The sequence below is a fragment of the Erwinia endophytica genome, from assembly GCF_009295515.1.
Taxonomy (GTDB): Bacteria; Pseudomonadota; Gammaproteobacteria; order Enterobacterales; family Enterobacteriaceae; genus Erwinia; species Erwinia endophytica.
In genome coordinates, this window is the sequence record NZ_RQVV01000026.1 from 1 (window position 1) to 12,173 (window position 12,173).

The 12,173-nt window shown below is 53.5% G+C and carries 11 protein-coding genes and 1 pseudogene; 5 read left to right on the forward strand and 7 right to left on the reverse strand.

Going from position 1 to position 12,173, the window contains the following annotated elements:
* Positions 1-412: 412 nt before the first annotated feature.
* Positions 413-523: pseudogene (locus EH228_RS08950) on the reverse strand (GrpB family protein); the annotation flags it as partial.
* 214 nt (positions 524-737) lie between these two features.
* Here EH228_RS08950 and EH228_RS08955 point away from each other — a divergent pair.
* The gene (locus EH228_RS08955) at positions 738-1,064 is read left to right on the forward strand and encodes a hypothetical protein (protein ID WP_152321339.1); all 327 of its coding nucleotides are present in this window, start codon (positions 738-740) and stop codon (positions 1,062-1,064) included.
* A gap of 121 nt (positions 1,065-1,185) precedes the next feature.
* Here the strand turns inward: EH228_RS08955 and mqo are convergent, their stop codons facing one another.
* Positions 1,186-2,838 (reverse strand): malate dehydrogenase (quinone), encoded by a 1,653-nt coding sequence (mqo, locus tag EH228_RS08960; protein ID WP_152321340.1) that lies wholly within the window; start codon positions 2,836-2,838, stop codon positions 1,186-1,188.
* Positions 2,839-3,109: 271 nt separating this feature from the next.
* On the opposite strand from mqo, the gene EH228_RS08965 reads away from it, so the two are divergent.
* A complete protein-coding gene (locus EH228_RS08965) occupies positions 3,110-5,119 on the forward strand; it encodes an NADPH-dependent 2,4-dienoyl-CoA reductase (RefSeq protein WP_152321341.1) in 2,010 nt (669 codons plus the stop codon).
* A gap of 32 nt (positions 5,120-5,151) precedes the next feature.
* On the opposite strand, the gene EH228_RS08970 is transcribed toward EH228_RS08965, so the two are convergent.
* Entirely contained in the window at positions 5,152-5,958 is an 807-nt protein-coding gene (locus EH228_RS08970) for a 5'-nucleotidase, lipoprotein e(P4) family (RefSeq protein WP_152321342.1), read from the reverse strand.
* Between the two features lie 125 nt (positions 5,959-6,083).
* On the opposite strand from EH228_RS08970, the gene EH228_RS08975 reads away from it, so the two are divergent.
* On the forward strand, positions 6,084-6,797 hold the full coding sequence (locus EH228_RS08975) for a purine nucleoside phosphorylase YfiH/LACC1 family protein (RefSeq protein ID WP_152321343.1): 714 nt from the start codon (positions 6,084-6,086) through the stop codon (positions 6,795-6,797).
* A 7-nt stretch (positions 6,798-6,804) separates the two neighbouring features.
* On the opposite strand, the gene rlmG is transcribed toward EH228_RS08975, so the two are convergent.
* Positions 6,805-7,932, reverse strand: a complete 1,128-nt coding sequence (gene rlmG / locus EH228_RS08980) for a 23S rRNA (guanine(1835)-N(2))-methyltransferase RlmG (protein WP_152321344.1) — start codon at positions 7,930-7,932, stop codon at positions 6,805-6,807.
* Between the two features lie 83 nt (positions 7,933-8,015).
* Here rlmG and EH228_RS08985 point away from each other — a divergent pair, with 83 nt between their 5' ends.
* A complete protein-coding gene (locus EH228_RS08985) occupies positions 8,016-8,516 on the forward strand; it encodes a M48 metallopeptidase family protein (RefSeq protein ID WP_152321345.1) in 501 nt (166 codons plus the stop codon).
* A gap of 45 nt (positions 8,517-8,561) precedes the next feature.
* Here the strand turns inward: EH228_RS08985 and EH228_RS08990 are convergent, their stop codons facing one another.
* The 3 genes from EH228_RS08990 to EH228_RS09000 all read right to left on the reverse strand — a co-directional run bounded on the left by EH228_RS08990 (position 8,562) and on the right by EH228_RS09000 (position 11,158).
* Positions 8,562-9,332 (reverse strand): ElyC/SanA/YdcF family protein, encoded by a 771-nt coding sequence (locus tag EH228_RS08990; protein ID WP_152321346.1) that lies wholly within the window; start codon positions 9,330-9,332, stop codon positions 8,562-8,564.
* A gap of 92 nt (positions 9,333-9,424) precedes the next feature.
* A complete protein-coding gene (locus EH228_RS08995) occupies positions 9,425-10,210 on the reverse strand; it encodes an SDR family oxidoreductase (RefSeq protein ID WP_152321347.1) in 786 nt (261 codons plus the stop codon).
* A gap of 51 nt (positions 10,211-10,261) precedes the next feature.
* On the reverse strand, positions 10,262-11,158 hold the full coding sequence (locus EH228_RS09000) for a GntR family transcriptional regulator (protein ID WP_152321348.1): 897 nt from the start codon (positions 11,156-11,158) through the stop codon (positions 10,262-10,264).
* A 191-nt stretch (positions 11,159-11,349) separates the two neighbouring features.
* Between EH228_RS09000 and EH228_RS09005 the strand changes: the two genes are divergently transcribed.
* Positions 11,350-12,162 carry an ABC transporter substrate-binding protein gene (locus EH228_RS09005; protein WP_152321349.1) on the forward strand — a complete coding sequence of 271 codons (813 nt, stop codon included), beginning with the start codon at positions 11,350-11,352 and terminating at the stop codon, positions 12,160-12,162.
* Positions 12,163-12,173 lie beyond the last annotated feature (11 nt).

The window sequence follows — 12,173 nt, forward strand, 5'->3', positions numbered from 1 at the left end:
CCGCGGAGTGTACAAATGTTATATGCGTAATTTGAAATGTGAATTTGAAACAAAACATTACAATGAGAGTTTTAACAAAATGGCATCAGCGATATGATTTTTAATGGTTTTTGTAAATACCCTGACAGGGCGCATGGAATAAGGCACTGGAGGGGAATGATGAACCGGCCTGGGAAGCAAAGGCACTCAAAAGACACTAAATGTGTAAAAAATGTTGCCCTGAATTTTTATCAAAAAATAAAAGACCGCATGTTAATGTGAGAAAAATGAAAGATTGTGATCCCCCTGCGACAGTGAAAACACGCTTAAGTGAGTCACCGCCTGGCCAGAAGTGACCCACGGGAAAAAGCCGGCTTTGCCAGTAAGAAATCCCGTCTGTGATCGCCCGCCGAATTTCATCAACTTAGTCACGACGTTGATCCCCGCCTTTGGTGAAATATCTGCTATTCGGAATTCCATTTTCACCACGTGCAGTATATCCGGCATGCTCCATTGCAGCATTTAAGTTGTCCTGCTCATCAAGATCAACTGATCTTACCCAGCAATAGTGGACACGCAACTACGTGAGTAAACGTTCAAGTCAGAGGTGACTCACATGACAAAACCAGCATCAACGACTCAGAAAACCCGTATTTAGTCTCATCCCGCGGGGCCTTATTCCTCTTCATGCAGCATCAGGCAACCCGACGTGATTTGTCGTATACTGAAAAGGAATATGTTCAATAAATGAGGGATTTATGAAAAACACAATTATCGCTTTGTCGGCTCTTTTGCTGGCTTCTCCGGTTTTCGCTGACACCACCAGCCATGCAACAGATACCACCATCCTGAAGGCGCATGAAGGTGCGGATACCGCGAAAGAAAAGCTGCATCAGACCGAGGATAAGGGTTCTGAATTGAAGTTGAAAGCTAAGCATGCCGCAGAAGGTAAAAGTGACTCTGCAAGTAGCAAAGTGTCAGAAGGAACCCAAAAAGCCTGGCACAAAACCAAAGAAGGGACTGAAAAAGTCTGGGATAAAACCAAACAAGGTACCGAGAGTCTCAAAAACAAGGTTACAGACTAACCGCTCGCGGGTTCCCATCGTCATAAAGGCCGGGCATTCCGGCCTTTTTCTTTCATTATCGCAACATCCAGTATCGCAACGCTCTCTCCAGCGACCATGCAGCCGCTGGGCTCCCCCATATTCAGAGCGCCATATCGTGCTGGGCAGGTTCTGACACTTTCTGCTGCTGAGGCTGAATATCAGCCTGCGCACTATTATTCATCCGAATAATCGGTGGTCTGGTCAGTTGCAGCACCCCAGCGGTGTTATCCCATACCTGTTGGGTCAACACCACATTACCGTTTAGCTGCTGGCCAAAGCTTGGGACGATTTCCCGAATCTTGCTCTGCCATTGCGGTGAGTTAAATTGCTCCGGAAACAGTTTTTTGACCACATTCAGGGTAATCGGTGCGGCAGTTGACGCCCCCGGTGAAGCCCCCAGCAATGCCGCCACGGTTCTTTGCTGATCGATAACCACCTCGGTACCCAGCTTCAGCACCCCGCCCTTCTGTGCGTCCTTCTTGATTATCTGCACACGCTGACCAGCCTGAATCAGCCTCCAGTCTTCCTTACGAGCTGCCGGGTAGTACTCTTTCAGCGCCGCAAAGCGGTCATCGTCATTCAACATCACCTGACCTATCAAATATTTAACCAGGTCAAAATTGTCCAATCCCACATGAATCATCGGCATGAAATTACGGGGGGTGGTGGTCTTCAGCAGGTCCATAAATGAACCATTCTTCAGGAACTTAGTTGAGAATGTCGCGAACGGCCCAAACAATACCACCCGCTTACCATCCAGGAAGCGGGCATCAAGATGGGGTACCGACATTGGCGGCGCGCCAACCGAAGCCTGGCCATACACTTTCTCTAAATGCAGTCGGGTAATTTCTGGATTCTCGGTCATCAGGAACGAGCCGCCAACCGGGAAACCCGCATAGTTATCCGCTTCCGGAATAGCGGTTTTCTGCAACAGTTTCAACGCACCGCCACCGGCACCAATAAACACGTATTTCGCGTCTACCGCATGCTCTTTACCATCCCGCACATCGCTAATAGTCACGTGCCAGGAATTATCAGGATTGCGTTTGAAATTGGTCACTTCGCAAGAGGTCTCCAGCCTGAAATTATCGTTTTTCTTCAGGCTGCCAATCAATTGGCGGGTGATTTCACCATAGTTAACATCCGTTCCAACCGGTGTCCAGGTCGCGGCTACTTTCTGCTGAGGGTCTCGCCCTGCCATAATGAGCGGAGCCCATTGCGCTATCTGGTTATGGTCGGTGGAAAACTGCATTCCCTGGAACAGGGTCGTCTGCTGCAGCGCCTTGTATCGTTTGCCCAGGTAGTCGACATTTTTATCGCCCCAGACGAAACTCATGTGCGGCGTGGAATTAATAAAAGAGTGGGGATTCTGCAACACGCCCCGTCTGACTTGCGCTGCCCAGAACTGGCGTGAAATCATAAACGATTCATTGATTTCCAGCGCTTTGCGTACATCAATAGAACCGTCCTCACGCTCCGGCGTGTAATTCAGTTCCATGTTCGCGGAGTGACCGGTACCGGCGTTATTCCAGCCGTTTGAGGATTCCAGCGCCACGCCGTCCAGTTTCTCAACCATCAGTTGTTTCCAGTCCGGTTGCAGTTCCTGTAGCCAGGTACCGAGCGAGGCGCTCATGATGCCGCCGCCAATCAGCAGGACATCGGTTTTTTGCGAAGTCTCTTCAGCCCAGGTAGAGGAGCAAACCATCAATGCCGAGAGGGAAAAAACAGGAATGATTTTAATTAAATGAGTCATGTTGGTTTATAAACTTCAACAGTTTTTAATATTGAATAAATACCTTAGTAACCATTTCCAAATATTTCAAAATTAATAAAGTTACAAAACCCGCCGCAGCAATACTCTGTTTTCCCGAATATCATCTCACCCCCTCCCCGGATAATGAGGCCACGTTGGCGAGATTAACGCTCAACAAGCGCCCCCCATCACACAACCGGACAGGTCACTTTCCGAAAACGCATTTCGTCACTACAGTAAACTCATCCGACCACTTATTTTCGGGCAATTTATGTGTGATTCTCTTTTTTCTCCTCTGGATCTGGGCTTTACCCAACTGAAAAATCGTGTGGTGATGGGCTCAATGCACACCGGGCTGGAAGAACATCCCGACGGGCCGTACCGTCTGGCGGCATTTTATGCCGAGCGAGCCGCCGCAGGGGTGGCGCTGATTATCACGGGAGGGATCTCGCCGTCACCAGAAGGCGTGGTCATGGCGGGTGCATCGGTGTTGAACCATTCCAGCCAGCTGACACCACACCGCCAGGTAACCGACGCCGTTCATCAGGCTGGCGGCAAAATCGCCCTGCAAATCCTGCATGCGGGACGTTATAGTTATCAGCCCTCGCTGGTTGCGCCTTCCCCGCTACCGGCGCCGATCAATCCTTTCAAACCCAATGTACTGCGCCACAAAGATATTCTGGCCCTGATCGGTGACTTCGCCCACTGCGCCAGTCTGGCAAAAAAGGCAGGGTATGACGGCGTCGAAATTATGGGCTCGGAAGGGTATCTGATTAACCAGTTTCTGGCGGCGAGAACCAACCAGCGTACTGACGACTGGGGGGGCGATGAAACACGCCGGATGCGCTTCGCCGTGGAAATTATTCGTGCCGTACGTGAAGCTGTCGGGCGTGAATTCATCCTTATCTATCGGCTGTCGATGCTTGATTTGGTGGAACAGGGCAACACGCTATCACAAACAATACGGCTGGCTAAAGCCATTGAACAGGCCGGTGTCACACTGATTAACACCGGCATTGGCTGGCATGAGGCAAGGATCCCGACTATCGCCGCTTCGGTGCCACGCGGGGCATTCGGCTGGGTGACCCAACAACTCCGACACCATCTGAATGTTCCGCTGATTAGCGCTAACCGTATTAACCACCCGAAGGTGGCGCAGGCCTTGCTGGATGAAGGCTGTGCCGATATGGTTTCCATGGCCCGCCCCTTCCTCGCCGATGCGCAATTCGTGCAGAAAGCGCAGTCTGGTCGCAGTGACGAGATCAACACCTGTATCGGCTGCAATCAGGCCTGTCTGGATCAGATTTTCGCCGGGAAGTTGACATCCTGCCTGGTAAACCCACGAGCCTGCCATGAAACCGAACTGCCGCTGACCCTTGCCCGACAGCCGAAACAACTGGCGGTTGTGGGATCGGGTCCGGCCGGGTTGGCATTTGCGGTACAGGCTGCCGGGCGCGGTCATCAGGTGACGCTGTTTGAGCAGGCGACAGAGATTGGCGGCCAATTCAACATCGCGCGACAGATCCCCGGTAAAGAAGAATTCAATGAAACGCTGCGCTACTTCCGACGCCAGTTGGACATTAATGGTGTGACCCTGCATCTCAATCAACAGGCCACCGTCGCTGACCTGCTTGAGTTTGATGAAGTGGTGCTGGCAACGGGGGTTTCTCCCCGTGTGCCGGAGATCCCCGGAATCGACCATCCGAGCGTGCTCAGCTATCTGGCCGTGTTACGGGATAAACAGCCGGTGGGTCAGCGGGTGGCGATTATTGGCGCTGGCGGCATCGGATTTGATACCGCCACGTATTTGAGCCAACACGGCCAGTCCGCCAGCCTGGATATCGCGACCTTCTGTGCCGAATGGGGTATCGACCCAACGCTGGAACAACCTGGCGGGCTGACAGCGGCCGTTTATCCGCCACCGGTGCGGCAGATTTGGCTGTTACAACGCAAAGCGGGGAAACCGGGTGCCAGTCTGGGCAAAACCACCGGTTGGATCCATCGGGCCAGTTTGCAGCGACGTCGCGTCACGATGTGGGGCAGTGTGGAATATCTGAAAATTGACGATCAGGGATTACATATTCTGCACGAGGGCGAGCCATTATTGCTGGCCGTGGATAACGTGGTGATTTGCGCGGGACAGGAACCAAACCGTCCCCTGGCGGGTTTGTTAGCGGCACGGGGTCAAACAGTGCATCTGATCGGCGGCGCCGATGTGGCGCTGGAACTGGATGCCCGCCGGGCGATAGCGCAGGGCACACAGTTAGCGTTGACGATGTAAGCTGCGGACGACCCTGTCCCGTTGTTCAGGCTTTATTTTCCGTTCCAGGCCTTCAGGTTAGCCTCACGGATTTGCAATTTTTGTTCTGGCGTCATCTGGTTATAGCCAGCAGCCAGTCCGCTCTCCCAGTCACCGTACAGCGGATTTGGCAGAATAATAAACTGGGTGCCGAACCGCGAGTGGTTCTGGTCCACAAACGCACGACGCTGGGCGTTGTCCTGATGATAAGTAGCGGCACCGTAATCGTTCAGGTTATCACCGATATACAGCACCACGTTGTAACCTTCCGCCCTGATGGCGTCAAAGCGTGCCTGCTTGTTGGAGCTGTCGGTTCGCAGACGCAACGTTTTCTCATTCACGCCGCTAAAGCCCAGACGCTTCAGGTTATCCGCGGTGGCGGCGGCATCTTTACGGTCACGATTGGAAACGTAGAACATGGTGCCGCCGTGGCTGTTAACATAATTGGCGAAATCCACTGCGCCCGGTACAGCAGTAGCCTGACGGGCCTGATTCCAGGTTGACCAGCTCTTATCGGCAAACGGTTGACCGGCCTTAACCTGCCACGCGCTGTAAGCACTGTTATCGATCATCGTTTCATCCAGATCGACAATCACCGCCTTCGGTTTACCCACCAGCGACGGTGCGTTATCGAAAGACAACCTGGCGAAATTAAAGGCCTGATAAGCCAGCGCCCGATACTCGCCAGACTGCTGGAACCAGTTCAGCGCCATTACCGACTGCTGATTCAGTTGGCTGGCAGCGTCTGGTTTCTGCGCAGCACAGCCGGACAGCGCCAGCGCCACCAGCACAGAGGTACCTAACAACGTCATTCTTTTCATCTTTAAGATTGGACTCCCTTCAGAAACAGAGTGGAAATGTATGCTAATTAACACCTTAAAAATGTAGCATCTCAAACGAAATATGAAACTATAGTGAGTCTGACGATTGCCAAAAGGACACCCCCATGCCCTGCTTTTACCGTTCTCCCCTGCTGTCTTCACTCGACTGGCTCGATCATGCCTTTCTGCCAGCCGGAGAGGCCCCGCCAGCAGAGAGCATTTATAACCAACAGCGCCATACCCCAAACGCGGTGCTGGACAGCGAAGCATTGCCGGTAAAAAGCCGTGAGGCCGACGGCCTGATTGGCACCGGTACGCGTCCGGTTGCGGTGTATACCGCGGACTGTCTGCCTGTCCTGATTGCCGACAGCCGCCATCATCTGGTCGCCGCGGTGCATGCCGGGTTGCATGGCGCGCTGGGCGGTGTGCTGATTAACACCCTCCACCGTCTGTACGCGCTTGGCGCTACGCCTGAAAGTCTGAACATCGCGATTGGTCCGTCAATTGGGCCTTGCTGCTATGAATTGAGTGAGGAAAAGATCGCCAGTATCAGGCAAGAGAACCCTAACAACCTGGCGCCACTCATGGCCCTGTCAAAGCAACAGCACGACAACCCGCATGCCGTTCGTCCCCAGGCAACCAGCACCACACAAGGGGTATGGTTTGATTTACCGTTGCTGGCCAAACGTATGGCTGGCAGAGAAGGCGTACCGGAAGCGCAAATTGAACTGAGTGCGGTATGCACTTACTGTATGGCGGAAGAGCAGGCAAGTTATCGCCGCAATAGCCATTTTAATCACGGCTACCTGCAGCGATTTTCGTGGATAAAGCGGCGGTAAACAGGCACTAACGCAGTTTAACCGAACGTAAAATAACGAACTTTGAGTTCGCCGCCACGGTGGCGCAGTTGCCGAACAGTTTCTTCATTTTGCGATAGTAGTCGAGATGACGATTACCGACGATTCGCAACTCGCCACCGTGTTGTAAACAACGATGGGCATCGAGGAACATCTGCCAGGCAATATGATCCGTCAGGGTATTTTGCTGATGAAAAGGTGGATTACACAGCACCGCATGCAGGCTATCCGGGGGGAAACCAGCCAGCGCATGGTTCACCTCAAAGTGGCATCGGGCGAGGTCATCCGGGCGGTTCACGGCCACATTCATCCGGCTGGAGGCAACCGCCATCCAGGATTCATCGACAAAATGCACTTCCGCCGCCGGATTCTGCACCAATGCCGTCAGGCCAATCACCCCGTTGCCGCAGCCCAGATCGACCACCTTACCGTCAATATTGTCCGGCAGATGCGCCATAAAAAAGCGCGCCCCCACATCCAACCCACTGCGGGAAAATACGTTGGCGTGGTTATGAATACGATAATCGGTTCCTTCCAGCAACCACGATCCGGTCTCAGGTGCCTCCGCCAGCGTTGGCAGGCTGGGAGTACAGAAAATCAGGCGGGCTTTTTTTACCGCCAGCGAAGTGGTGGTCGCTCCCAGCACCCGCGCAAATAATTGCAATGTCGAGGTGTGGATATCTTTCACTTTGCCTGCGGCAATCACTTGCGTCTCTGCGGTGATGACGCGGCGTAGCGAGCGCAATTGATGCTCCAGCAGCGCCAGCGTTTTCGGGATTTTAATCAGTACGCGCGCCGGCGTAATCGGCAACGGCGAGAGGCTGTCAAGGAAGTGCACCGCGTCCTTATCGATGCCATTGATTTTCAGGTTATGACCGGTGGCCAGTTGCCCCATCCATGAATCGCTGATGCTATAGATCTCTGCGCCGACCAACGCACAGGCCAGCGCACCAAAGGTGTCATTAAAAATAAACGTCGGGCCATCCACCGGGGTATCTGCAACCTGGCGCAACAGATATTCATCGGCGGCATCCCACGCTTGCAGCGGGCTCTCTTCGCGCGTTTGGGGAAAACGCTGTAGCGTCAGCGTGCGGTGGCTCAGTTCGAGTTGGCTCATCGGATCACCTTCGTGGTATAAATTCCCGCGATTTATCCCCTAAAACGGGCCGACAGTAAACGTTTTTCTTGCCTGGAGTCAGCATGTCGTCGCTTATTTATCTGCAAGGCTATCCCGAATCACTGCTGGCGCAGGTGCGAACCCTGATCGCGCAACAGCGTCTGGGCGAGGTCCTGCAAAAGCGCTATCCCGACAGCCATAACATCACCAACGATAAAGCGCTGTATGACTACGCGCTGGAAATCAAAAACCAGTCGCTGCGCAACGCGCCGCCGTTGAATAAGGTCTTGTACGACAATAAAATTAAAGTGATGAAGCATGCTCTTGGGCTGCATACCTCCATTTCTCGTGTGCAGGGCAGCAAGCTGAAGGCCAGGGCGGAGATCCGTGTGGCAACGATTTTTAAGCAAGCTCCCGAGGCGTTTTTACGGATGATCGTGGTACACGAACTGGCCCACATCAAAGAGAAAGATCATAACAAGGCGTTTTATCAGCTCTGTTGCCATATGGAGCCACAGTACCATCAGGTAGAGTTTGATACCCGGCTATGGCTGACCTGGCGGGAGGGTCGTGATGAGCCTTGATGCCAGGTCGCAGAAACAATGAAACTGTGCTTTATATATACCGTACTACCTCACCAGCCCGACCAGTTCAGGGCTGGCAACCAGTCGCTGGCTGGCTTCCTCAACCTCAGCGGGAAGGTCGATATGCGCAATAAAGTGCATTCCTGCCGGGCCATAGCCGTTTTCGTCATCACGCAGGCGTTTCACTTCGCCGAGGATCATCGACACATAACGCTCCAGTTGCCACAAGCCTTCCTGGGTATCCGCGCCTGAAATGACGCACTTATCATGGTGTTGAGTGAGGTAAGGCACAAAGACCGGCCAACTGATAAACTCAGCACTGACGTTGCGCCTGGCCCATACTGTGCGAAAAGTCGCGGTAGTTCTGCGCTGCATTAACGGATCCTGCACCAATAAAATACGCGCAGGCGCGCTACCGCTGGACAACAGGAACGACAAACTGAAGTCGGCATTTTCTCCGCAGTTACGCGACTGATTTTCAATCAGCAAGCGTTCCTGGCGCAGACCAAACGCCTGCACCGCAACGGCAGCCAGCCACTCCGCCTCACTTTCCGCCGTCGTATGCACGCGGGCATAACCACTCGACATCAGCGCCTGCTTTAACAACAACGTCGAATGCCCCACACCACCGCTGAGTAGAACCGGCATGTCATTACTCGTCAGCATCCTGAAGGCGCCCGTAATATTCGGCAGGACCGCATGACCGGCAAGGATCATCATATCGACCTGTCGCGCCGGATGGCTGGAAAAATCATCTTCGGCCAGCCAGCGGGATATGACATTGAGATCGTGGATATTCTGCACTGATAACTTCATAGCAAAGCCTCTTCCTGGAAGCAGGAAGCCGAGAATATCAACTTCGCGATATAACCGAAAGCGGGACGGCCCCGCTCCCGGAATGGGGTCATTTATATCGCGGCAATTAATCCGCCATCAACCCGAATAACCGAGCCCGTAATATAGCTGGCCGGTTGACCCGCCAGAAATGCCGCCGTGGCGCCAAATTCTTCGGGAGCGCCATAGCGGCCAAGCGGAATACTTTTGCGGCTCTTTTCAGCGATCACGTCGGCAGTGGTGTTTTCACGGCTGGCTTTAATCGCGTCCAGTTGCCCTACGCGATCAGTGGCGATACGGCCCGGCACCATGACATTCACTGTGACGCCATCAGCGGCAACTTCACTGGCCAGCGTTTTTGACCAGCCCAGCAGGCTCATCCGTAACGCATTGGATAAGGCCAGATTAGGAATAGGCGTAATAACCCCGGATGACGTAGTGGTAATGATACGTCCCCAGCCTCGCTGACGCATAGCGGGCAGCACCTTATCAGTGAGTTGGATCAACGAGGCCACCATCAGACTGAATTGCTGCTGCCACAAAGCGGCATCGGTGCCCTGTGCCTGCGCGGGCGGTGGGCCGCCCGAATTGTTAACCAAAATATCAACATCGCCCCAGTGTTGACGGATCTCATCCAGAACGCCATCAAAATGCTGCGGCGCCGCCAAATCCAGTCGCCATGCGCGCGCCTCTCCCCCTTGCCCGACAATAGTGGCTACCGTCTGCGCCAGTTTGTCCTCGTTGCGACCACACACCGCCACCCTGACCCCTTCCTGGGCCAGCGCCTGGGCAATCGCCTGTCCTAAACCACTTCCCGCCCCACATACCAGCGCCACACGCTGCTGTATTTGCAAATCCATAATTCCTCCCGATTGTATTTTCAGGATCATGATGTGCAAAATTGATGCCGGTTATGTTCGTGCGGCTCGAATATTTACCTGGTCAAAGGCTGACTGGAGATGATTTTTCATCAATTCCGCCGCGTGCTGGGCTTTGTTTTCCCGTAGCGCATCGATAATCGCGACATGCTCCTCACACCAGGCTTTCACCCGGCGTTTATTGTGGTAGCTGCCAAACTCCAGCAGGCGGCGCAGGCGATTCTGTTGCTGAATGGCTTGCAGGACAAACAGGTTACCACTGGCTTCTGCCAGTAATTCGTGAAAAGACGCATCGGTCTCAAAGATTTCCCGTGCCGGTACCAGAGTAATATCCGGGTGAGCTATCAGCCGCAAATGCTGCGCTCGCAGACGTTTCAGCATCTGACGATCACAACGTAAATGCGGCGTCAGCAATGCCGCAGGCTCAATCATCAGGCGAAAGCCGTAACTGTTGCGTAGCGCGACATCTGAATTCAGCGTCTGCAGAAAGCGCCAGCCATGACCGGCATTGCGCGCAATCAGCCCGTCTTCCGACAACTTCACCAGCGTGCGGGTCAGTACGCCGCGATCGACGTCATAACGCTGGGCCATGCCGGTCTGGGTAAACGACTCAGGCAGTTCGCCGGCGATACGATCCCGTACCATTACTTCATACAGTGCCTGATCGGTGCTCTGAGGCTGTTCAATCGCCAGTTGCTGTAACGCATCGGCACTTTTCAACAAGAAAAATCCCTGATTCGGACGGGCTTCCACCACGCCTAAACGGGTTAATTCTTTCAGTCCGGCACGGACTGGCGTGCGTGAGACGCCCAGCGCGTCGGCCAGATGTTGTTCACGTAAATGGTGACCTGGATCGAATCTTGCTTCATGGATCAGGTCAAGGATTTGCCGGGCTATCCGGAGACTGCTCGCTGTTGAGTCAGGCTGCATTAGGGAACGGTTTCCTAAAGTGTATTATTGTGGTCTTAATATACAATAAAATGACAGAAACAGTGCAGCAAAATAAGGCAAACCTTGCACATTGATCGTGCACTTTGCATCAAAATGAGGCATTTTTTTGCCAGCACGATTGTATTTTTTGATTCAAAAAAATCAATTGTAACCTTAACCAGGAGACGAGTATGTCCAGCACCTCTTTACTGTTACGCCGTCTGAGCGGATTGATGCTGACGCTGGCACTGCTGCCGGCAGTCAGTCAGGCAGCCACGGAAAGCGTCACGCCAGGTAAGCTGACCTATGGCACCGCCGCAACTTTTATGCCGTTTGAATTTATGAAAGACGGCAAACTGACCGGTTTTGATATCGATTTAATCACCGCGCTGAGCAAAGAGATCAATCTGGCCCCCGCGCCGATGTCGATGGAGTTCAAGGGACTTATCCCCGCATTACAGGGCAAACGCCTCGACATCATTAACTCGGCGATGTACGTGAACCCCACACGCGCGGCGCAGGTGGACTTTGTCCCTTACCTGAAAATCGGCAGCCGGGTGATTGTGGCTAAAGGTAATCCCAGCGGCATCACCGGACGTGACCTGTCGCTGTGCGGCAAGAATATCGCCGTTACGCTGGGCGGCATTGAAGAAAGCCAGGCGCGGGCTGACAACAAACATTGCGTGGACACCGGTAAAGCCACGATCAACGTGATGACCTTCCCGGCCGCGACCGATTCCGCGGTAGCCGTGGCTCAGGGACGTGCCGACGCTGAATACCTTTCCACCCCAGGAACCGTTGCGTTGTTTACAGAAAAACCCGGCCTGTTCGACGCGGTGGGACCGGAGTTTGAGTCTGATACTCACATTGCTTTCGCCGTACGCAAAGGAGATACCGCCACCAAAGCGGAGTTAGAAAAAGGCCTGCAAGTCCTGGTGAAGAATGGCACCTATAAGCAACTGATTGAAAAATGGAAATTCCCTGATTCCGTCGCCATTTTTTAATCTGCCTCAGC